The organism is Blautia sp. SF-50 (assembly GCF_900101315.1).
Taxonomy (GTDB): Bacteria; Bacillota; Clostridia; order Lachnospirales; family Lachnospiraceae; genus Blautia_A; species Blautia_A fusiformis.
The window spans coordinates 1-21261 of sequence record NZ_FMUW01000007.1 but is presented as its reverse complement, the minus strand read 5'-3'; the positions used below and the strand labels follow the sequence as shown (position 1 = coordinate 21261).

At 45.7% G+C, this 21261-nt stretch carries 19 protein-coding genes and 2 tRNA genes; 17 read left to right on the top strand and 4 right to left on the bottom strand.

Translation table 11 applies throughout. The features are described 5' to 3' along the window. Window positions 1–66: 66 nt before the first annotated feature. Both BLP57_RS06050 and BLP57_RS06045 read left to right on the top strand, forming a co-directional pair. Window positions 67–1356 carry an ABC transporter substrate-binding protein gene (locus BLP57_RS06050; RefSeq protein WP_015525935.1) on the top strand — a complete coding sequence of 430 codons (1290 nt, stop codon included), beginning with the start codon at window positions 67–69 and terminating at the stop codon, window positions 1354–1356. A gap of 60 nt (window positions 1357–1416) precedes the next feature. Continuing rightward, a complete protein-coding gene (locus BLP57_RS06045) occupies window positions 1417–2304 on the top strand; it encodes a carbohydrate ABC transporter permease (RefSeq protein ID WP_021651521.1) in 888 nt (295 codons plus the stop codon). Here BLP57_RS06045 and BLP57_RS18195 read toward each other — a convergent pair. Next, window positions 2279–2476: a hypothetical protein gene (locus BLP57_RS18195; protein WP_242872559.1), complete on the bottom strand. Its 198-nt coding sequence runs from the start codon at window positions 2474–2476 to the stop codon at window positions 2279–2281. The two genes, BLP57_RS06045 and BLP57_RS18195, sit on opposite strands and share 26 nt — an antisense overlap. A gap of 7 nt (window positions 2477–2483) precedes the next feature. On the opposite strand from BLP57_RS18195, the gene BLP57_RS06040 reads away from it, so the two are divergent. Then, the gene (locus tag BLP57_RS06040) at window positions 2484–3122 is read left to right on the top strand and encodes a carbohydrate ABC transporter permease (RefSeq protein WP_242872558.1); all 639 of its coding nucleotides are present in this window, start codon (window positions 2484–2486) and stop codon (window positions 3120–3122) included. A 13-nt stretch (window positions 3123–3135) separates the two neighbouring features. Continuing rightward, window positions 3136–3984 carry an MBL fold metallo-hydrolase gene (locus BLP57_RS06035; protein WP_021651519.1) on the top strand — a complete coding sequence of 283 codons (849 nt, stop codon included), beginning with the start codon at window positions 3136–3138 and terminating at the stop codon, window positions 3982–3984. Window positions 3985–4094: 110 nt separating this feature from the next. Here the strand turns inward: BLP57_RS06035 and BLP57_RS06030 are convergent, their stop codons facing one another. Continuing rightward, a complete protein-coding gene (locus tag BLP57_RS06030; protein ID WP_015525931.1) occupies window positions 4095–5579 on the bottom strand; it encodes a DUF1846 domain-containing protein in 1485 nt (494 codons plus the stop codon). A gap of 175 nt (window positions 5580–5754) precedes the next feature. Between BLP57_RS06030 and ftsH the strand changes: the two genes are divergently transcribed. The 4 genes from ftsH (at window position 5755) to BLP57_RS06010 (ending at window position 11820) form a co-directional block, all read left to right on the top strand. Beyond that, on the top strand, window positions 5755–7893 hold the full coding sequence (gene ftsH, locus BLP57_RS06025) for an ATP-dependent zinc metalloprotease FtsH (protein WP_092070113.1): 2139 nt from the start codon (window positions 5755–5757) through the stop codon (window positions 7891–7893). 72 nt (window positions 7894–7965) lie between these two features. After that, complete coding sequence (gene uvrC / locus BLP57_RS06020; RefSeq protein ID WP_092070110.1) at window positions 7966–9813, top strand: excinuclease ABC subunit UvrC; 1848 nt, start codon at window positions 7966–7968, stop codon at window positions 9811–9813. 110 nt (window positions 9814–9923) lie between these two features. Further along, window positions 9924–10871: an HPr(Ser) kinase/phosphatase gene (hprK, locus tag BLP57_RS06015; protein WP_021651515.1), complete on the top strand. Its 948-nt coding sequence runs from the start codon at window positions 9924–9926 to the stop codon at window positions 10869–10871. Window positions 10872–10884: 13 nt separating this feature from the next. Beyond that, window positions 10885–11820: an ROK family glucokinase gene (locus tag BLP57_RS06010; protein WP_021651514.1), complete on the top strand. Its 936-nt coding sequence runs from the start codon at window positions 10885–10887 to the stop codon at window positions 11818–11820. A gap of 177 nt (window positions 11821–11997) precedes the next feature. Here the strand turns inward: BLP57_RS06010 and BLP57_RS06005 are convergent, their stop codons facing one another. Further along, the gene (locus BLP57_RS06005) at window positions 11998–14634 is read right to left on the bottom strand and encodes a transglycosylase domain-containing protein (protein ID WP_092070105.1); all 2637 of its coding nucleotides are present in this window, start codon (window positions 14632–14634) and stop codon (window positions 11998–12000) included. 178 nt (window positions 14635–14812) lie between these two features. Here BLP57_RS06005 and BLP57_RS06000 point away from each other — a divergent pair, with 178 nt between their 5' ends. Further along, the gene (locus BLP57_RS06000; RefSeq protein ID WP_092070102.1) at window positions 14813–15469 is read left to right on the top strand and encodes a YigZ family protein; all 657 of its coding nucleotides are present in this window, start codon (window positions 14813–14815) and stop codon (window positions 15467–15469) included. A 104-nt stretch (window positions 15470–15573) separates the two neighbouring features. Here BLP57_RS06000 and BLP57_RS05995 read toward each other — a convergent pair whose 3' ends face one another. Continuing rightward, on the bottom strand, window positions 15574–16092 hold the full coding sequence (locus tag BLP57_RS05995; RefSeq protein ID WP_021651510.1) for a peptidylprolyl isomerase: 519 nt from the start codon (window positions 16090–16092) through the stop codon (window positions 15574–15576). A 93-nt stretch (window positions 16093–16185) separates the two neighbouring features. Between BLP57_RS05995 and tsaE the strand changes: the two genes are divergently transcribed. The 8 genes from tsaE (at window position 16186) to BLP57_RS05955 (ending at window position 21030) form a co-directional block, all read left to right on the top strand. Next, complete coding sequence (gene tsaE / locus BLP57_RS05990; RefSeq protein ID WP_015525922.1) at window positions 16186–16626, top strand: tRNA (adenosine(37)-N6)-threonylcarbamoyltransferase complex ATPase subunit type 1 TsaE; 441 nt, start codon at window positions 16186–16188, stop codon at window positions 16624–16626. Next, window positions 16623–17348 (top strand): tRNA (adenosine(37)-N6)-threonylcarbamoyltransferase complex dimerization subunit type 1 TsaB, encoded by a 726-nt coding sequence (tsaB, locus tag BLP57_RS05985; protein ID WP_015525921.1) that lies wholly within the window; start codon window positions 16623–16625, stop codon window positions 17346–17348. Before tsaE ends, tsaB begins: the two co-directional genes overlap by 4 nt. After that, entirely contained in the window at window positions 17345–17788 is a 444-nt protein-coding gene (rimI, locus tag BLP57_RS05980; protein ID WP_092070099.1) for a ribosomal protein S18-alanine N-acetyltransferase, read from the top strand. The genes tsaB and rimI overlap by 4 nt, the downstream gene beginning before the upstream one ends. Before the next feature lie 77 nt (window positions 17789–17865). Next, entirely contained in the window at window positions 17866–18777 is a 912-nt protein-coding gene (locus tag BLP57_RS05975) for a ribonuclease Z (RefSeq protein WP_092070271.1), read from the top strand. Window positions 18778–18781: 4 nt separating this feature from the next. Further along, window positions 18782–19801 (top strand): tRNA (adenosine(37)-N6)-threonylcarbamoyltransferase complex transferase subunit TsaD, encoded by a 1020-nt coding sequence (gene tsaD, locus BLP57_RS05970; RefSeq protein WP_092070096.1) that lies wholly within the window; start codon window positions 18782–18784, stop codon window positions 19799–19801. Between the two features lie 21 nt (window positions 19802–19822). Then, window positions 19823–20527, top strand: coding sequence for a 2-C-methyl-D-erythritol 4-phosphate cytidylyltransferase (gene ispD / locus BLP57_RS05965; RefSeq protein WP_092070094.1), 705 nt, complete (start codon window positions 19823–19825; stop codon window positions 20525–20527). A gap of 190 nt (window positions 20528–20717) precedes the next feature. Beyond that, window positions 20718–20803 (top strand) — tRNA-Ser (locus BLP57_RS05960). Between the two features lie 138 nt (window positions 20804–20941). Further along, a tRNA-Ser gene (locus tag BLP57_RS05955) sits at window positions 20942–21030 on the top strand. Window positions 21031–21261 lie beyond the last annotated feature (231 nt).

The window sequence follows — 21261 nt, the reverse complement described above, 5'->3', positions numbered from 1 at the left end:
TGCACTGTTTTGATATTAAAAATTATAATATAATGAGTTCATCAAAAAAGAACGGAGGGTTTACAAATGAAGAGAAGAAAGGTGACAGCGTGCGCAATGGCAGCGCTCATGGCAATGGGGCTTGTTGGAACAGTGATGCCGGTTTACGCAAAAAGTAATCTGAAAAATGTAGACGATGTAGTTGAGATCAAGATGGCAGTGTGGACTTCCGGAGCTGCGGATATTTACAATAAAGCAGCGGAAGGGTTTAATCAGACTCATGATAATATAAAATTATCTGTGGAGATGCAGTCCGGAGATTATAACCAGTATCTTGGAGCAAAGACAGCGGCAAAAGATCTGCCGGATCTTTTTGAAGTAAGTTCTTATTCTCAGGTATATGATTTTGCACAGAACGGGCTGCTGGCAGACGTAAGCGATCATGAGTTTGTGGACAAACTTTATGACAATGCAAAAGAAGCAGTTACTTATGATGGCAAAGTGTGGGGATTTCCACAGATGTATGAATGGTGGGGTGTACTTTATAATAAAGATCTTTTTAAAAAAGCAGGAATTGAAAAAGTGCCGGAAACTTTTGATGAGATGAAAGCAGTCTGTGAAAAACTTCAGGCTGCGAATATTACACCATTTACCGCTATTTATAAAGATAACTGGACAGTAAGTCAGGAATTCTGCTCCTTATTCGGAGGAGTACTTGGTGGAAAAGATAAGATCGACAGCTGGCTGGATTCCATGAATAAGGGAGAAGGGAGCTTTAAGGTGGATGGCGTAGACAGAGTCTTTGATTTTATGGATCTTATGAAAGAAAATTCCGGACAGAATTATATGGATTCGGATGCGGCCACAGGATTTTATGCATTTGCAAACCAGGAAGCAGCAATGATCTTTCTTTCAGATGCGGCAACGATTTCTGTAGGAAGTGTAACACAGGATCTTCCCATCGGATTTTTTGCAGTTCCAGTAAGTGATAACGCAGATGATGCAGAAGTTGTGGCATGTGCAACAGATGCGATCGTGGCCAACGCAAACGGGGAACACTTGGATGAAGCCCTGGAAGTGCTTGATTATATCGGAGATGGCGGGGACTGGCTGAAAACAGTGACCAACAGCTACGGCGGCTTTATGGCTTGCATGGACATTGAAGCAGATGATGAAATTGCAAGTAAGGATTATTATAAAGATCTGAAAGCGTATATGGATGCAGGAAAGGTCAGAAGTACTTTGTGGAATCAGCTTCCAAGCGGAGCAAGCGATGTTCTGGGCGATGATGTTCAGGGATATTTTGCAGGAATAACCGATGAAGATCAGACCCTGGATGCTCTTGATGAAGGATTTAAAAAGCTTGCAGAAGAATAAACACACAGGAAAACAGGCGGACTTTTAAAAGTCCGCCTGCTATATACGGGGGTAGGAAACATGTCGGACATTTTATACAGAAAACAGAAAAAATATTATTTCCTTCTTGTGCTGCCGGCACTGTGTATTTATACTTTTGCGCTGGCAGGACCGTTAATTTTTGGAACGATCCCGAATTCGTTTTTCAGTTGGAATCTGATCAAAGGAACGCATAACTGGATCGGAATAAAAAACTTTGTCGATTTGGTTCATGATAGAGATTTTATACAATCTATGTTTTTGACGTTTAAACTTGCAGTGGTTACGATTGTTCTGACCAATGTACTGGCTTTTTTTATAGCTCTGGCGTTGAATACACATATTTTCGGTAAGCCAGTGATCCGGGCGTTCTTTTTTATTCCGAATATTATCAGTGGAGTTATGATCGCCCTGGCGTGGACATTTATTTTTCAGAAAGTAACGCCAATAATTGGAGAACTTTTACATTCGGAAGCAGTAACAGGGTTTAGCTGGTTCGGGAGTTCAACGGCAGCATTTGCGGCGGTATCAGTGGTTACCGTGTGGCAGGGCCTGGGATTTTTGATGATCCTTTACATCACAGGTTTGCAGTCGATTCCTCTTGATGTGATGGAAGCGGCATGCATTGACGGATGTGTGGGACTGAATCGTATTATAAAAATCCAGCTTCCGCTTCTGATGCCAACGATTACGATCAATCTGTTTGTATCTATTGCAAATGCATTTAAAGCATTTGATATTAACTACGCTTTAACCGGCGGCGGACCTTCAAAAACAACACAGACGATCGCCATGAATATTTATGATGACGCATTTGGAACTTTTAATATGGGGTATGGCTGTGCGAAATCGGTGATCCTGTTTTTGATCATAGCAGCAATTTCCTTGATTCAGCTTAATATTACTAGAAAAAGAGAGGTGCAGTCATAATGACATGGAAAAAGAAAATTGCAGGTACCGCAGCAATGTTTATATTAGGCTTTATTTTTATTTTACCGGTATTGTGGATCGTTATGAATTCAATTAAAACAAGTCCGGAAATTGCGGCTGATTTTCTGGCATTACCAAAGTCTTTATATCTTGATAATTTTAAAAATGCCATGGAAAGCATGAATTTTTTAGTTGCATTAAAAAATTCTGTTGTGATTACATTGGGAGCTATGCTGGGAGGGCTGTTCGTATCGTTTGCCGGTGCTTTCGGAATCTCACATCTTCGTGGGAAAATCTCACAGAATCTGTATCTGTATTTTGTTTTCGGACAGATCGTGCCGTTTCATGCAGTTATGATTCCTATTTCTGTACTTGCTACAAATACCAATCTTACCAATTCCCTTGGAGGAATTATCATTCTTGATATTGGATTCTTCTGTGCGTTTGGAATTCTGACGTTTACGGGATTTTTGAAAAATGTACCTCGGGAGCTGGAAGAAGCAGCCGCAATAGATGGATGTGGAGTTTTTCGAATTATGACGCAGATCGTATTTCCACTTGTTAAACCAGCAACGGTTACCATTGGTGTATTGTTTTTTATGTGGTCCTGGAATGACTTTCTGCTTCCCAGTATTCTCATTGGAGACAGTGAACTGAGACCGCTGACGGTAAATCTTTTCATGTTCAGAAGTGCTACCAGCACACAGTGGAATCTGTTTATTGCAGGACTTACCTTGTGTATTATTCCCACAATTATCCTTTACATCTGTGCACAAAAATATATTACAAGCGGACTGACAATGGGAGCTGTAAAATAAAGGAGGAATGAAGATGCAGTTATTCAGGATCATTCCGTTGGAAAAAGATCTGTGGGCGATCAATGAAATAGATAAGACGGTTATGTATGTGATAAATGGAACAGAAAGAGCTCTTCTTCTGGATACGGGACTGGGACTTACCGATTTAAAAGAAGAAGTTTTGAAACTTTGTGGAGAAAAATCTCTGATTGTTGTAAATACTCATGCTCATGTGGATCATAATTCAGGAAATTATCAATTTGAAGAAGTATGTGTGGGAAGGTATGACGAACCTTTTTCCCATCAGATCGTAGACCAGGAGCTGAGAGAAATGTCTGAGCTCATGTTCTTTGAAATTCCTGAAAAAGAGGGATTTTCGTTTGAAATGTGGAATCCCGGACCGGCAAGAAAAATCTGTACAGTCAGGGATGGGGATATCTTTGATCTGGGAGATAAAAAACTTAAAGTTCTGGAAGTTCCCAGTCATACCCTGGGGTGTATTGCATTGTTTGAGGAGAAGAAAGGATGGCTTTTTACAGGAGATATCATGCTCACCTGGGAAGTGTGGGGACATTTGAATCCTGGAAAAAGTCCGCTTGCCCCATCTGCTTCTTTGCGTGTATACTATGAAAGCCTTTTAAAATTGAAGAAAATCAGAAAAAAAGTAAGCAGCGTTTTTCCTGCTCATGTCTGCGAAAAAGAAAAAGACTGTTATAAAAAGTATGCGTTATCTCCAGAAATTATAAATATATATTGTGACGGAATTGAGAAAATATTTTCAGGAGAACAGAAAGGTGAACCTTATTTTCATATGGTCGAAAACGGAAGTGTTGTGAAATTTACAACAGGTGGTATTGTCTATCAGAAAGATAGGATGAATTAAATAGGAAAATATCGGCAAGTTGATTGATTATAGATTCCCTCAAAAAAATCCCCTGTACGGTTCGGCGTTTGTACGTAGATCCGGCACAGGGGATTTTGGTGTTTATAAGATCAGACTTTCTGATATTCTTTCTTTTTCTCAGCCTTGGCTTCGCAGGTAAGCTCAACACCAAGCTTACGGAAGCTGATCACATCCACATCGGAAAGCATTACGGAAGTATGAGCCTGGCATCTACGGAGATTCGGGATCTGTTCCAGGGCAAGGCGTGCGGCATCGCTGGTTGCGGCACTCATGGAAAGGGCGATCAGAATCTCATCAATGTGAAGACGTGGATTTTTGCTTCCAAGATATTTGGTCTTCAGCTGCTGGATCGGATGGATGGCATCCGGAGAGATTACATGAAGCTCGTGATCGATTCCTGCCAGCTCTTTCAGGGCATTGAGAAGAAGAGCAGCGGATGCGCCGAGAAGATCGGAGGTTTTTCCGCATACGATCTTTCCGTCAGGAAGTTCCATAGCGGCGGCAGGGCCATTGGTTGCTTTTTCTTTTTCGAGGGCAGCCGGAACAACCTTACGGTCCGTGATCTCTGCATGAGCCTGCTGGAGAAGAAGCTCGATCTTACGTACCTCATTCTCTGTGCCGGAGCCGGAAACCAGAGCGTTCATGCTCTTATAATAACGGCGGATGATCTCCTGGCGGGAAGCCTCCTGGCATACTTCATCGTCAACGATGCAGTTACCTGCCATGTTGACACCCATATCTGTCGGAGATTTATAAGGGCAGCTGCCCATGATCTTCTCAAACATGGCCTGTACAACAGGGAAAACTTCTACGTCACGGTTGTAGTTGACGGTAGTTTTGCCGTAAGCCTCCAGATGGAACGGGTCGATCATGTTGACATCGTTCAGATCCGCAGTGGCAGCTTCGTAGGCAAGGTTTACCGGATGTTTCAGAGGAAGATTCCAGATCGGGAAGGTCTCAAATTTTGCATAGCCGGCTTTTACTCCTCGTTTGTATTCGTGGTAAAGCTGGGAAAGGCAGGTTGCCATCTTTCCACTTCCTGGTCCCGGTGCTGTGATCACGACCAGAGGTCTGGTAGTTTCAATATAATCATTCTTTCCATAACCCTCGTCACTTACAATAAAGGAAGTGTTGCTTGGATAGCCGGGGATCAGGTAAAGCTTGTAGACACGGATTCCCAGTTTCTCCAGACGTTTTTTGAAGAGATCGGCACTTTCCTGGCCGGAGTACTGTGTGATGCATACGCTTCCCACATACAGGCCACGGCTTGAAAACTCATCCATAAGACGGAGTACATCTTCGTCATAGGTGATTCCAAGATCGCCACGTATTTTATTCTTGTCAATGTCATTGGCACTGATAACAATAACGATCTCCGCCTGATCAGAAAGCTGCATCAGCATGCGGAGCTTGCTGTCCGGTTCAAAACCCGGAAGAACACGGGATGCATGGTAGTCGTCAAACAGTTTGCCGCCGAATTCAAGATAAAGCTTGTTGCCGAACTGACCGATTCTTTCACGGATGTGTTCTGACTGCATTTTCAGATATTTGTCATTATCAAAACCTATTTTCATTTGTCTGATTTCCTCTCCTCTTTAATTTTCCAATTCACTGGGAACAGTATACTACAACTTTACGTTCACTGGCAATATCCAATGCGGTGTTTTTTCGATGGTATTTTTGTAATCTCGCAGTTGATTTATATGGTTTTTCTCTTTATAATAAAGAAATGACAAGAGGAGGAAAAAAATGAATAATCAACTGAATAATGATCAGGACGGGAAGCGACCTGACAACAAAGATCCCAGGCAGGGATCAGGTAAAAATCATCAGTCGATTCTGGCTTTTCTGATATGCCTCCTGGTCACACTGGTGTGCTTCGCGTTGTTTACCAATATGCTGAAGGATAACAGCAGTGAGATCTCCTATGATAAATTTATCGATATGGTGGATAAGGACCAGGTTAAGGAAGTAACGATCCAGTCCAGTACATTGACGATCGTACCCAAGAAAAAGAATTCCAAGTACGAGGATATGAGCTATTACACCACGAAGACCGAAGACAGTACAGCACTTACCAAGAGACTGGAAGGAAAGGGAATCAAGTTTGAGACCGATCCGCCGGATGTTTTTGGTGAATTTGTTGCAATGATCCTGAGCGTGGTTCTGCCGACACTGCTTCTGTTCGGACTTCTGATGTTCTCCATGCGCCGCATGAACAAAGGCGGCGGGATCATGGGCATGGGCGTAGGCAAGAGCAAAGCCAAGGCATATGTGCAGCAGGAAACGGGCGTTTCCTTTAAGGATGTGGCAGGTCAGGATGAAGCCAAGGAATCTCTCCAGGAAGTTGTGGATTTTCTTCACAACCCCGGAAAATACACAGCCATCGGAGCCAAGCTACCTAAGGGCGCACTTCTTGTAGGCCCTCCGGGAACCGGTAAGACATTACTTGCCAAGGCAGTTGCAGGTGAAGCGCAGGTACCGTTCTTCTCTCTTTACGGCTCGGAATTTGTGGAGATGTTTGTGGGCGTGGGTGCCTCACGTGTCCGTGACCTTTTCGAGGAAGCCAAGAAGAATGCTCCGTGTATTGTATTTATCGATGAGATCGATGCCATTGGTAAAAGCCGTGATTCCCGCTATGGCGGCGGAAATGATGAGCGTGAGCAGACATTGAACCAGCTGCTTGCGGAGATGGATGGCTTTGATACATCCAAGGGACTTCTGATCCTTGCTGCGACAAACAGACCGGAGGTTCTTGATCCGGCTCTTCTCCGTCCGGGACGTTTTGACAGACGTGTGATCGTTGACAGACCGGATCTTAAAGGAAGGGTGGATATCCTGAAGGTACATGCCAAGAACGTGCTTCTGGATGACACCGTTGATTTTGAAGCTATTGCACTTGCAACTTCCGGTGCGGTAGGCTCTGATCTTGCCAATATGATCAATGAAGCTGCGATCCTTGCAGTCAAGAAGGGACGTAAAGCTGTATCACAGAAGGACCTGGAGGAATCCGTAGAGGTAGTTCTGGTGGGAAAAGAGAAGAAGGACCGTATCTTAAGCAAACAGGAACGCCGGATCGTATCCTACCATGAAGTCGGACACGCACTGGTAAATGCACTCCAGAAGGATGCGGAGCCTGTACAGAAGATCACCATCGTACCCCGTACCATGGGAGCACTGGGTTACGTTATGCAGGTACCTGAGGAAGAAAAATATCTCAACACCAAGAAAGAGCTGGAAGCTATGCTGGTAGGCTATCTTGGCGGACGTGCTGCAGAGGAGATCGTTTTTGACACAGTCACTACAGGTGCTGCCAATGATATTGAGCAGGCTACCAAGGTGGCCAGAGCCATGATCACACAGTATGGTATGTCTGAGAAGTTCGGACTGATGGGACTTGCTACACAGGAGAATCAGTATCTCAGCGGAAGAGCAGTTTTAAACTGTGGTGATGATACCGCAACAGAGATCGATCATGAGGTGATGAAGCTTCTCCACCATTCCTATGAGGAAGCCAAGAGGATCCTTGGAAGTCACAGAACAGAGATGGATAAGATCGCGGAATATCTGATCCGCAAGGAAACCATTACAGGTAAAGAGTTCATGAAGATCCTCCGTGCAGTTCAGCAGGGCCTGGATATCCCGGAGAATCTGGATGATTTGGTACTTTCCGAGGATGAAAAAGAGGTGTCCAATAAACAGGATATTGAAATGATCGCGGAAAATAACGAGGCTGCAAAAAGTACAGAATCGGTTCAGTTCAGACCGGAGATATCTGGACAGGAACTGACAGAGGATATGCAGGCACCGGAGAAAACAGAAGAATCTGCTCAGACAACAGATAGCGATCATGCAGAAACAGAAGAAAAGCCGGGATCACAGGCATAAAACAGATCATAAGAAAACCGGGAGAAATCCCGGTTTTCTTATTACTGTAATAGTAAAACAGGAGAATAAAGTATGTTCATAATCGAGGAAGAATTAAAGAAGCTTCCGGCAAAACCGGGAGTTTATATCATGCATGGCGAGAAAGACGAGATCATCTATGTGGGAAAAGCCATAAGCCTTAAGAATCGTGTGCGCCAGTATTTCCAGAGCAGTCGTAATAAAGGTGCCAAGATTGAACGGATGGTTACACATATTACCAGATTTGAGTACATTATTACGGATTCGGAGCTAGAAGCCCTTGTGCTGGAGTGTAATCTTATCAAGGAACATCGTCCAAAATATAATACCATGCTCAAAGATGACAAGAGCTATCCGTTTATTAAGGTGACAGTTCATGAGCCATACCCGAGAGTGCTTTTTGCCAGGAGAATGAAAAAGGACAAGGCAAGATATTTTGGTCCCTATACAAGCGGCGGAGCAGTAAAGGACGTGATCGAACTGGTGCGGAAGCTGTATCAGGTGCGCTCCTGCAACCGCAGTCTTCCGAGAGATACCGGAAAGGACCGGCCCTGTCTGTACTATCATATGAAACAGTGCAAGGCACCCTGCCAGGGGTATATCAGCCAGGAAGAATACCGGAAGAATATCAATAAGGTGATCAAATTTCTGAATGGAGATTTTCAGGACGCCATTAGTGAACTGATGGAAAAAATGCAGAAAGCTTCGGAGGAAATGCGCTACGAAGATGCTATGGAATACCGGGACCTGATCAGCAGTATCCGGAAGATCGGTGAACGGCAGAAAATCACCGGATACGGGCAGGAAGACAGGGACATCATTGCAGTAGCCATGGATGACAGTGAAGACCTCAGGGATCAGGATGCGGTTGTCCAGGTGTTTTTTATCCGTGATGGCAGGCTGATCGGCAGAGATCATTTTTATCTCCGTGTGGCAAAAGGCGATACAAAGGCGCAGGTCCTTTCAAGCTTTCTGAAACAGTTTTATGCGGGAACGCCATTTATTCCATCTGAGATCATGCTCCAGAGTGAGATCGAAGATGCAGATATCATCGAGGAGTGGTTGTCAGGAAGAAGAAAGCAGAAGGTACACATCCGGGTCCCGAAGAAGGGAACCAAGGAAAAGCTGGTAGAACTTGCCCTGGAAAATGCCCGTATGGTACTTGCCAAGGACAGAGAACGGATCAGGCGGGAGGAAGGACGAACTATTGGAGCTGTTCATGAGGTGGAAGAATGGCTGGGACTGAAAAACGTGGTGCGCATGGAAGCTTACGATATTTCCAATATCAGTGGCTTTGAGTCTGTGGGATCCATGGTGGTTTATGAAAAAGGCCGTCCCAAACGAAGTGATTACCGTAAGTTCAAGATCAAATGGGTACAGGGACCCAACGATTATGCCAGCATGGAAGAGGTTCTGACCCGAAGGTTCACTCATGAGAGTAACGGAGAATTTGACAGCTTTGCAAGGCTTCCGGATCTGATCCTGATGGATGGTGGAAGAGGGCAGGTAAATATCGCTCTGAAGGTGCTGAATGAGCTTGGGATAAGCATCCCGGTCTGCGGTATGGTCAAGGACGATCATCATCGGACGAGAGGCCTGTATTTCAACAATGTGGAGATTCCTATTGACACATCCGGCGAAGGCTTTCGCCTGATCACCAGGATCCAGGATGAAGCCCACCGGTTTGCCATTGAATACCATCGTTCTCTCAGGAGCAGGGAACAGGTCCATTCTATCCTGGATGATATCCCGGGGATCGGTGATACCAGAAGGAAAGCCCTTCTGCGTAAATTTAAATCTGTGGAAAATATCCGGGATGCATCGGAGGAAGAACTGGCACAGACAGAGAGCATGAATGCCAGAAGCGCCCGTCAGGTCTATGAATTTTTTCATAAATCCTGATGCTGCATTGCAGTTTCAGCAGTGATTGTGTATAATTGAAGATAAGGTGTCTCACGCCCCGGTAAAACGGCAGTGAGAATGCAAACTTTCAGCGAAAAGGAGACAAAAGTATGAAGGGTGTACAGTTGACAAAGATGGTACAGGAACTGGAGCTTAATAATCTGACTCCGGAGATCGACCTGTCAGGCATCGTGATCAAGACTGCAGAGATCAACAGACCTGCGCTTCAGCTTACCGGATATCTGGAGCATTTTGCCAATGAACGAGTTCAGATCATCGGATATGTAGAGTATACGTATCTGATGCAGCTTAATGAGGAGGAGAGACGTTTTAAATATGAACGTTTCATTTCCAGCAAGATCCCATGTGTTATTTTCAGTACCATGACTCGTCCGTCTCAGGACATGATCGATCTGGCTGTTAAATATAATGTTCCGACATTCGTGACAGAAAGAACAACTTCCAGTTTTATGGCAGAGATCATCCGTTGGCTGGGCGTGCAGCTTGCACCATGTATTTCTATTCATGGTGTGCTGGTTGATGTTTACGGCGAGGGAATCCTGATCACAGGTGAGAGCGGTATCGGTAAGAGTGAGGCAGCCCTGGAGCTGATCAAGAGAGGTCATCGTCTTGTCAGTGATGATGTTGTTGAGATCCGTAAGGTCAGTGACGTAACACTGGTGGGATCTGCGCCGGATATCACACGTCACTTTATCGAACTTCGTGGTATCGGTATCATCGATGTAAAAACACTGTTCGGTGTTGAGAGCGTTAAGGATACCCAGTCTATCGATCTCGTGATCAAGCTTGAGGAGTGGGACAGAGACAAGGAATACGATCGTCTTGGACTGCATGAGGAGTATACAGAGTACCTTGGAAATAAGGTAGTATGCCATTCTCTTCCGATCCGTCCGGGCCGTAACCTGGCGATCATCGTTGAGGCAGCGGCTGTCAATCACAGACAGAAGAAGATGGGATACAATGCGGCAGAGGCTCTGTACAAGCGTGTACAGGCAAATCTTGCGAAAAAAAGAGAAAATCCGGATGACGAAGAATAAGAGAGGGTAAGAAATGGGAACATATTGTTTTGGAATCGATGTAGGTGGAACAACTGTAAAATGCGGACTTTTCCGTACGGATGGTACTCTTGTTGAGAAATGGGAGATTCCAACCCGTAAAGAAAACAATGGAGATCAGATCCTTCCTGATGTGGCAGCAGCAGTAAATGCCAAGATGGAAGAAAAGGGTATCTCCAAAGAGGAGGTGGAAGGCGTCGGGATCGGTGTTCCGGGACCGGTAAACTCCAAAGGCGAAGTATCACGTGCAGTAAATCTCTTCTGGGGATATAAGAACGTTGTGGGAGAGATGGAAGAACTTACAGGTCTTCATGCGGAAGCTGGAAATGACGCCAATGTAGCGGCATTGGGAGAGGCATGGAAGGGTGCTGCAGCAGGCTCCTCCGATGTGATCATGGTCACACTTGGAACAGGTGTAGGCGGTGGTATCATTGTTGATGGAAAGATCGTGACCGGACATCACGGAGCTGGCGGTGAGATCGGACATGCCAATGTGGATCATCATGAAACAGAATCCTGCAACTGCGGAAACAGGGGCTGTCTGGAACAGTATGCTTCTGCGACCGGAATTGTCCGCATGGCAAAAAAAGAGCTTGCAGCTTCCGGTGAGAACAGTGTTCTCAGAGATGCCGAAGAGATTTCAGCAAAAGCAGTTCTGGACGCATTTAAGGAGAATGATCCGGTAGCTGTAGCAACCATGGAAAAGGTCGGAGAGCAGCTGGGTGGTGCTCTTGCCATTATTTGCTGTGTGACAGATCCGGAGACCATTGTTATCGGCGGAGGAGTTTCCAAGGCCGGACAGCCGCTTATTGACTGTATCCGGAAATATTACAGAGAGTATGCTTTTGAATCCTGCAAGGATACTCCTATCGTGATCGCGACACTTGGCAATGATGCAGGAATCTACGGTGCAGCCAAGATGGTACTTTAACCGAACCAGGGAAGTACCCTGCTTCAATTGCGAAAAGTAATAAGCGGTGGGTGGGACTTGCCTGAACTGATAAACTGCGAGACAGTAAGAAGTTATTAAAAGTAAAAAAAGTGGTTTCCATATTTCAGGAAACCACTTTTTTTATATGTTGTTTATGAAAGATACCTATAATGGAGATCATTCATAATATTCTACCGGATCTTCGCCGGTGTCATCGCCACCGGTATCATTGCTGTTATCATAGCTGCCGTCATCACCACCGGTGTTGTCGTCTGTTCCGGAATTGTCAGTATCATCACCGGTATTATCGGAACCGTCATCGGAATTGTCAGTATTGTCAGTGTCGGTGCTGTCAGTACTGTCCGGAGCTGCGCTTGGAATCGCTTCAGCTGCTGCATCGGTATCGGCGTCCGTATCTTCGTTATAATAATAGTCCTCTTCATCGTAATCGCTGCTGCCGTAGAAATGCTGATCACAGTATTCGGTGGGAAGACTGGAGATATCAAAATACTCTGTGATAGTCGGGCATCCGGATCTGGGAAGAAGACCGGTTTCTGCGCAGACACTGGCTTTTTCCACACTGGAAGGCATATCGAAATCTCTGTCCTCCAGGCCCTCGTGGATACGGGTCATAACCTTTTTCCAGAGGTTTTTGTGGAAGTTACGGGCATCTTCCGGAATTTTTTCGTTGTTGTCATAGCCGGACCATACTGCACAGGTGTAGTACGGTGTGTAGCCTACGAACCACAGGTCATTGTAGTCCTCTGTAGTACCTGTTTTTCCGGCTACAGTCATATTATCCAGCTGGCAGGCGGTACCGGTACCTTTTTTTACAACGTCTTCCATGGCGCTTGTAAGAAGATAAGCGGTACTGTCTTTGATCACAGATCTGGAAACGGAGGAGTTCTCGATCAGAACATTTCCGTCATGATCAAGAATCTGTGTATAATAGATCGGTTTGATATAGTTCCCGCCATTAGCAATGGCTGCATATGCAGCACAAAGTTCCACGTTCTTGACACCTTTGGTGATACCGCCAAGAGCAGTAGCCAGGTTAGCGTCACTCCAGATATTTCCGTTGGCATCTTTATCTGCCTCAGTTCCGTGAGCTAGTGTGGTGAAACCGAAATCATCCAGATATTTAAGGCCGAGAGCCGGGGTAACCTGCTCTAGGCATTTAACAGCTACAACGTTGATAGAATTCTGGATCGCTTTGCGGATGGTGGTCTCGCCGCCGTAGCTTCTTGAGGCGTTGTTGACAGGAGATCCGTCCGGGTATTCGTAAGGCTCATCCATAAAGGTTGTAGCAAGTGTATCGCCTTTTTCGTTCAGCGCCGGTGCATAGGTGGAAACGATCTTAAAGGTAGAACCAGGCTGTCTGGTCGTATCAGTGGCACGGTTCAGAGTCAGGCTGGCTGTTTTTTCACCACGGCCTCCGATCAGGGCTTTTACGTAACCGGTATGCTGGTCAATGACAGTCATGGAAGACTGTGGCTGTGGCGCAAAGTTTACACGCTCAGATACTACGGTGCTTCCGTCTGCCAGGATGTTGGCCTTGTACTGATCCACATACTGCTGACCTTCCTCAGGAGAATCAAAGAGAAGATCAAATTCTGGATCCTGATCGCGGAAATACAGCTGCAGCATTTCTTTGCTGTAGTTTGTCTGTTTTCCATCCGGGCTTTGTACAGTCAGCGCATAATCCAGTTCATACTGAACATTGGCCGGATAGTTATCAGGGTTCGCATATTCCTCATCAAGGATCTGCTGCATGTTGGAATCCAGGGTTGTCATGATCTTCAGACCACCGCTGTAAAGAAGATTGGTAGCCTGTGTCTTGGTATATCCTTTAATGTTCATCAGGTCGCTGATGACCTGATTGGTAACCTCATCTTCGAAATACGTGTAAACAGTACTTTCTTCTTCGGTGTTCTCAAGCTGTGCGGCCTGGATACGGGAATAAACGTCATCATTCAATGCTGCATTATATTCATCCTGTGAGATGTAATTCTGATCCAGCATGTGATCCAGGACTTCCTTCCGTCTCTTGGAGTTTGCTTTTGGATTGGTGATCGGATTGAATTTGGTAGGGTTCTGCGTGATGCCGGCAAGGGTGGCACATTCAGAAAGGTTCAGATCCCATACGTCTTTGTTAAAGTATTTTTTGGAAGCGGCCTGTACACCGTAGGAACCTGCACCCAGGTTAATGGTATTCAGGTAATTCTCAAGAATCACATTTTTGTCATATTTTTTTTCAATCTGTACAGCAAGGTACTGCTCCTGGAACTTACGTGTGAAACGTTCCAGCTGTGTGGATTCGTTGGTCCAGTCAGTGAAAACATTATTCTTCAGAAGCTGCTGTGTGATGGTACTGGCACCCTCGGAAAAGTTACCGGTGGTGATCGCCTTCATTCCGGCACGTGCGATACCGCGGACATCAATACCGTTATGTTCATAAAAACGCTCATCCTCAATGGCTACCACTGCATGCTGCAGACTGACCGGGATCTGGTCCAGGGAGACCGGAAGACGGTTGGATGTAGGGGCTGAAAGCTGTCGCATCTGTGTTCCCTGGTCATCATACAGGAAGGTTGCATATCCGAGAGGTGAAATATCCACATCGTTGACGTCAGGTGCTCCGGCGATCACGCCCCGGAAGGAGCCGATACCAAGGCAGACAACCATGACGCAGACTGCGATCAGAGCTGTAAATAAAACCCGGATAAACGAAACGTGTGCTCTTTTTTCCAGCATGGAAGTACGGGAGATCAGAGCATTCCGCTTCTTGGAAGTGGATCTTTTTCCGTAGTTCATAATATTCCTCCTTTATAATCCGTTTCATTATAACAAATATGAGATGTCAAATAAAGCCTTAAAAAAAATTTCACAATTCATGATATCTTATACATTGTGCAATGAAGATAATTATTATACAATAAAGAAAACTCTGCCTGAAACAGAGGGTTGGATATAGATAACGGAGGCGTAAACCATGCTGGAACATTATAAAACCATATACGAAGGCGGCGAAGGCGAACTTGTGGAAAAAAAATCCCGTTTCATCGCAACCGTCCGTCCTGTGGAAACAGAAGAAGAGGCCCTTGCCTTTATCGAAGAAATGAAAAAAAAATACTGGGATGCACGTCATAACTGCTATGTATATTCTGTAGGGATGAACCGGGAAGCCACCCGCTGCAGTGATGACGGAGAACCATCCGGAACAGCCGGAAGGCCTATGCTGGATGTGCTTCTGGGAGCCGGGATCTATAATGCGGCCATTGTGGTGACCAGATATTTTGGAGGTGTCCTTCTTGGGACAGGAGGGCTTGTGCGGGCATATTCCGGTGCAGTCCAGGCAGGACTGGCGGCAAGTACCGTCATTGAGAAGCATCATGGGATCTCTCTTCAGGTGACGACGGATTATACAGGGATCGGAAAGATCCAGTATATCTCAGGAGAAAGAAGTTTGCCGATCCTGGATTCCGAATATACCGACAAGGTTGTCCTGAAGCTTCTTGTGCCGGATGATCAGGTCGAAGAGGTGAAGAAGGCGATCACAGAAGGAACAAACGGAAGAGCCGGACTTGAGAAGGATGCAGAACTGTATTTTGCGAAAGTAAACGGAGAAGTGAGGACCTTCGAAAAGTAAAAGAAAAGAGAATGTCAGTATAAAAATACCCCGGGAAGAGGGCAGATGATCTGTGTTACAGTCTGCTCTTCGCGGGGCTTTTTTATTTCAGAAAATTATTCCTGTTAGCATTTCTCCGGTTCCGGATAATCCACACCAAAGGTATCAACAGTCATGGAGCTGATCTTCTGCTCGTCAAGAGGACGGTCACTGTAGTCCGTGTCTGTCTCTGCGATAGCATTTACAACATCCATGCCCTCAATGATCTGACCGAATGCAGCATAGCTTCCGTCAAGATGCGGAGCAGCCTTGTGCATGATAAAGAACTGGCTTCCGGCAGAGTTCGGATTCATGGCTCTTGCCATGGAGAGAACACCTGGTGTATGCTTCAGGTCGTTTTTGAAACGGTTCTGGGAGAACTCACCCTTGATGCTGTATCCCGGGCCACCCATACCGGTTCCGTCCGGGCATCCGCCCTGAATCATAAAGCCGTTGATGACACGGTGGAAGATCAGGCCGTCATAAAAGCCCTTTTTTACAAGGCTGATGAAGTTATTTACTGTGTTCGGGGCAACTTCCGGATATAATTCCGCTTTCATTACATCGCCATTATCCATTGTGATGGTAACGATAGGATTTGCCATAGTTTTCGCACTCCTTTTCAAAAAGTATTGTATTTCGCTGTTCGCTCTATTATAATATGCAAAGAATAATTGTGCAAGAAAAAGGTGGAAAATATGGTCATAGAAACGCATGATCCTGAGGAAACATTCGAGGTCGGAAGGACGATCGGAATGAATGCGAAGCCGGGACAGATCTACACACTGACAGGCGATCTGGGAGTTGGAAAAACCGTGTTCACACAGGGAGTGGCAGCAGGTCTTGGAATTACAGAACCTGTAAACAGCCCTACGTTTACCATTATCCAGGAATATGAAGACGGACGTCTGCCATTTTATCATTTTGATGTATATCGTATCGGGGATCTGGAAGAAATGGAAGAGATCGGATACGATGATTATTTTTTCGGGCAGGGAATCTGTCTGATCGAATGGGCGGAACTCATTGAGGAGATCCTGCCGGAAAAAAGGATCGAAGTTACCATTGAAAAAGATCTTGAGAAGGGCTTTGAATACAGAAAGATCACCATTGAGGAGAGAGGAGAAAAGACAGAATGAGAGTTTTGGCACTGGACAGTTCCGGAATCGTGGCATCCGTAGCCGTTGTGGAGGACGATACACTGGTAGCGGAATATACAGTTAATTATAAGAAAACACATTCCCAGACTCTTCTTCCCATGCTGGATGAGATCGTGAAGATGACAGAGCTGGATCTGAAGACGATTGACGCTATTGCGGTAGCCAAGGGACCGGGCTCTTTTACCGGACTCCGTATTGGCTCTGCCACAGCCAAGGGACTTGGACTTGCCCTTGACAAACCACTGGTCGGGATTCCGACTGTGGAGGCACTGGCCTATAATCTCTATGATGTAAACGGACTGATCTGTCCGATCATGGATGCCAGAAGAAAGCAGGTTTATACGGGAATCTATCGTTACGAGGATCACAGGCTCATGACGGTAAAGGATCAGATGGCAGTGGGAATTGAGGAGCTTCTTTCCATGCTGAATGAGATGGGAGAAGCCGTAACATTCCTCGGAGACGGAGTCCCGGTATTTAAAGATATCATCGCAGATAAGCTTACTGTACCGTTTTCTTTTGCACCGGCCCATCTTTCCAGACAGAGAGCAGGTGCTGTAGGTGCACTTGGTGTCCTTTATTATAAAGAAGGCAGAACCGAGACAGCGGCTGAGCACAAACCGGATTATCTCCGTGTTTCACAGGCTGAGCGGGAGCGTGCCCAGAAACTGAAAAAAGGATCAGAAGGGGAAAACGCATGATCTTAAGAGAAATGCTTGTGGATGATCTGGATCAGGTTATGGAGATCGAAGAAGAACTTTTTTCAGTCCCCTGGACAAAAGAGGGATTTCTGACATTTCTTATGAAAGAGAATGGGATGTTTCTTGTTGTGGAAGAAAAGGGCCGGATCCTGGGATATTGTGGTCTTCTTACGGTGCTGGATGAGGGGGATGTGACCAATGTGGCTGTCCGCAGAGATCGTCAGAGAGAGGGAATCGGAAATTTCCTTATGGAAAGTATGATCCGTCTGGCAGAAGAGCGTGGGATCACCATGATTCATCTGGAGGTCCGGGCAGGAAATGAGAATGCGATCCGGCTTTATGAACGTCAGGGCTTTGTGCGGGATGGCCTGCGAAAGGGATACTATACAGATCCCACAGAGGATGCTGTTCTTATGACACGCACCGCAGTTTCTGAATAGGCTTACCCGGGAGAGGTACTTGTCTGTACGGGATAAGTATGCTAAACTTTGCCACAGAACAGGAAAAGAGGAAAAATATGTTAGATGTTTGTTTACTTGGCTGCGGAGGAATGATGCCGCTGCCACGCAGATGGCTTACCGCGCTGATGACCCGTTATAACGGCAGCAGTCTGATGATCGATTGCGGGGAAGGCACTCAGGTGGCCATTAAAGAAAAGGGCTGGAGCTTCAAGCCTATTGATGTGATCTGTTTTACCCATTATCATGGGGATCATATCAGCGGACTTCCGGGACTCCTTTTGACTATGGGAAATGCAGACCGCACAGAACCGCTGACTCTGGTAGGCCCAAGAGGACTGGAACGTGTGGTAAGCGCACTTCGTGTGATCGCACCGGAGCTGCCCTTTGAAATTAAATTTATCGAGATCACGAAACCGGAGGAAGTTCTGGAACTGAATGGGTACCGGATCACTGCATTTCGGGTGAACCATAATGTTACCTGCTATGGCTATACCCTTGAGATCCTGCGCCAGGGAAAATTTTCTCCTGATAGTGCCAGAGAGCATGAGATCCCGCTGAAATTCTGGAATCCGCTGCAGAAGGGACAGACTGTGGAGGATGAAGGAAGGATCTACACACCGGATATGGTGCTTGGTCCGCCAAGAAAAGGGATCAAGCTTACCTATACCACAGATACCAGACCGACAGAGTCTATTTTATGTAATGCAAAAGGTTCCGATCTTTTTATCTGTGAGGGAATGTACGGTGAAGATGACAAGATCGAAAAGGCAAAAGGCTACAAACACATGACGTTTCGTGAAGCGGCCACTCTTGCCCGTGATGCGGAAGTGGGGGAAATGTGGCTGACCCATTACAGCCCTTCTCTGGTACGTCCGGATGATTACATGGATACAGTACGTGAGATCTTTCCGAAGGCATGGCCGGGAAAAGACGGGAAGAGTGTGGAACTGAATTTTGAAGAGGATTGAAAAAATGAAAGATACATTAATTCTTGGTATTGAGAGCTCCTGTGATGAAACGGCAGCTTCCGTTGTAAAAAATGGAAGGACTGTCTTATCAAACGTGATTTCCTCACAGATCGAGATCCATAAACTGTACGGAGGTGTTGTACCGGAGATCGCCTCCAGAAATCATATAGAAAGGATCAACCAGGTCATCCAGGAAGCGCTGGACGAGGCAAATGTCACTCTGGATGATATTGATGCTATCGGTGTAACCTATGGACCGGGGCTTGTCGGTGCACTTCTTGTAGGTGTGGCAGAAGCCAAGGCTATTGCCTATGCAAGAAACCTGCCACTGGTAGGCGTGCATCATATAGAAGGCCATGTTTCTGCCAATTATATTGAGCATCCGGATCTGGAACCGCCGTTTCTCTGTGCCATTGTATCCGGTGGACACACCCATCTTGTTATTGTGAAGGACTACGGCCAGTTTGAGATCCTGGGCCGAACCAGAGACGATGCGGCAGGTGAGGCATTTGATAAGGTTGCACGTGCCATTGGGCTGGGATATCCGGGAGGACCGAAGATCGATAAGCTGGCAAAGGAAGGAAATCCGGACGCTATCGAGTTTCCACGTGCAAAAATCGGCGAAAATCCATATGATTTCAGCTTCAGCGGCGTGAAGTCCGCAGTTCTTAATTATTTAAACGGGGCAAAAATGAAAGGTGAGGAAGTAAACCGTGCAGATATCGCGGCATCCTTCCAGAAGGCGGTTGTTGACGTACTGGTAGAGCATACCATGCAGGCAGCAGCTGATTTTGGCATGAAAAAGGTTGCCATTGCAGGAGGTGTTGCTTCCAACGGAGCACTTCGCACTGCTATGGAAAAAGCATGTACAGGACGTGGATACAAATTTTACCGTCCGTCACCGATCTTCTGTACGGATAACGCAGCGATGATCGGTGTGGCAGCTTACTATGAATATATCAGGGGAACACGCCACAGCTGGGATCTGAATGCGGTTCCGAACCTGAAGCTTGGCGAAAGATAAAAGAATCCGGGGTAATTGATCATGGGAGAGTGCAGAAATACAGCTATTGTCCTGGCAGCAGGCCAGGGAAAGAGAATGCACAGCAAAATACAGAAGCAGTTTATGGAGCTTGACGGGATGCCGGTGCTCTGTTATTCTCTGCGCTGTTTTCAGGAAAGTCCGCTGATCAGGGATGTGATCCTGGTAACAGGGGAGGAGTATGTTTTCTGGTGCAAAGAAGAAATCGTGGAAAAATATGGTTTTACAAAGATTTCTGCTGTAGTATCCGGCGGAAAAGAACGGTACGATTCTGTTTATGAAGGACTTCGTGCGTGTAAAGACACAGAGTATGTGCTGATCCATGACGGTGCCAGACCATTTATTGATCATGGGATCATTGAAAGAGGACTTATGGCAGCAGCACTGACAGGTGCCAGTGTTACAGGCATGCCTTCCAAGGATACAGTTAAGATCGCAGATGAGGATGGGAATGTCAGTGAAACTCCGGATTGCAGCAGTGTATGGATCGTCCAGACTCCGCAGATCTTTCAGTACCCACTGATCTATGGCGCATATACCAGCATTCGGCAGAAGGAAATGACAGGAATTACAGATGATGCCATGGTTGCAGAACATGAGACCGGGGTGAAGATCCGCTTTTCAGAAGGTTCTTATCGCAATATCAAGATCACAACACCGGAAGATCTGGTGGTTGCGGAGGCATTTTTGAAGGAAAACAGAGAGTAGAATAGAGAGTAGAACAGAGAGTAGAACAGGGTGAAAATCCCGGTAAATATGGACATATAGCAGAAATTGAAGCTATATGTCCAATTTTTTGAAAAAAATATCAAATTTGTTATTGACAGGGGAGATATTTGATGATAGAATACAACATGCGCTGACAAAACAGCACAAAAAATGTTGAAAAACATTATATGGAGAGATATCGAAGTGGTCATAACGAGGCGGTCTTGAAAACCGTTTGTCCGCAAGGGCGCGTGGGTTCGAATCCCACTCTCTCCGTTTGTCAAATACAGAATAAAAACTTTTTAAAAAAGTTAAAAAAGTACTTGACAACATAAAAGATACGAGATATAATATCACCTGTCGCTGAGAACGGCAGAGATAAATATCGGAACTACTTAGTAAGTAGGGCAATTTGGAGAAGTACCCAAGCTGGCCGAAGGGGCTCCCCTGGAAAGGGAGTAGGTCGTTAACGCGGCGCGAGGGTTCAAATCCCTCCTTCTCCGTTTTGATTTTTTTGAAGACTAAATACTTCAAAAAAATTAAAAAAAGTTCTTGACAAGCAGTTGAGAATGAGATAAAATGAACAAGCTGTCCGAGAGACAGACACAACAAACCTTGATAACTAAACAGTGAAACACATACGATTCTCGAAAATTTCTTTACATTTAAAGAACGGTTTAAACAAACCAAAAGCAGTAAAAACGAGAGATAGCCAAACGGTTGTCTTGAGTAAA

Excerpts from the sequence above, each read along its gene's own strand:
- BLP57_RS05975 (WP_092070271.1), top strand. The coding sequence starts at position 17,866 with ATGTTAGATGTTTGTTTACTTGGCTGCGGAGGAATGATGCCGCTGCCA.
- hprK (WP_021651515.1), top strand. The coding sequence starts at position 9,924 with ATGAAGGGTGTACAGTTGACAAAGATGGTACAGGAACTGGAGCTTAAT.
- BLP57_RS06010 (WP_021651514.1), top strand. The coding sequence starts at position 10,885 with ATGGGAACATATTGTTTTGGAATCGATGTAGGTGGAACAACTGTAAAA.
- ftsH (WP_092070113.1), top strand. The coding sequence starts at position 5,755 with ATGAATAATCAACTGAATAATGATCAGGACGGGAAGCGACCTGACAAC.
- BLP57_RS06030 (WP_015525931.1), bottom strand. The coding sequence starts at position 5,579 with ATGAAAATAGGTTTTGATAATGACAAATATCTGAAAATGCAGTCAGAA.
- BLP57_RS06050 (WP_015525935.1), top strand. The coding sequence starts at position 67 with ATGAAGAGAAGAAAGGTGACAGCGTGCGCAATGGCAGCGCTCATGGCA.
- BLP57_RS06035 (WP_021651519.1), top strand. The coding sequence starts at position 3,136 with ATGCAGTTATTCAGGATCATTCCGTTGGAAAAAGATCTGTGGGCGATC.
- BLP57_RS06000 (WP_092070102.1), top strand. The coding sequence starts at position 14,813 with ATGCTGGAACATTATAAAACCATATACGAAGGCGGCGAAGGCGAACTT.
- tsaE (WP_015525922.1), top strand. The coding sequence starts at position 16,186 with ATGGTCATAGAAACGCATGATCCTGAGGAAACATTCGAGGTCGGAAGG.
- rimI (WP_092070099.1), top strand. The coding sequence starts at position 17,345 with ATGATCTTAAGAGAAATGCTTGTGGATGATCTGGATCAGGTTATGGAG.
- uvrC (WP_092070110.1), top strand. The coding sequence starts at position 7,966 with ATGTTCATAATCGAGGAAGAATTAAAGAAGCTTCCGGCAAAACCGGGA.
- tsaD (WP_092070096.1), top strand. The coding sequence starts at position 18,782 with ATGAAAGATACATTAATTCTTGGTATTGAGAGCTCCTGTGATGAAACG.
- BLP57_RS06045 (WP_021651521.1), top strand. The coding sequence starts at position 1,417 with ATGTCGGACATTTTATACAGAAAACAGAAAAAATATTATTTCCTTCTT.
- ispD (WP_092070094.1), top strand. The coding sequence starts at position 19,823 with ATGGGAGAGTGCAGAAATACAGCTATTGTCCTGGCAGCAGGCCAGGGA.
- tsaB (WP_015525921.1), top strand. The coding sequence starts at position 16,623 with ATGAGAGTTTTGGCACTGGACAGTTCCGGAATCGTGGCATCCGTAGCC.
- BLP57_RS06040 (WP_242872558.1), top strand. The coding sequence starts at position 2,484 with ATGAATTTTTTAGTTGCATTAAAAAATTCTGTTGTGATTACATTGGGA.
- BLP57_RS06005 (WP_092070105.1), bottom strand. The coding sequence starts at position 14,634 with ATGAACTACGGAAAAAGATCCACTTCCAAGAAGCGGAATGCTCTGATC.
- BLP57_RS05995 (WP_021651510.1), bottom strand. The coding sequence starts at position 16,092 with ATGGCAAATCCTATCGTTACCATCACAATGGATAATGGCGATGTAATG.
- BLP57_RS18195 (WP_242872559.1), bottom strand. The coding sequence starts at position 2,476 with ATGGCATTTTTAAAATTATCAAGATATAAAGACTTTGGTAATGCCAGA.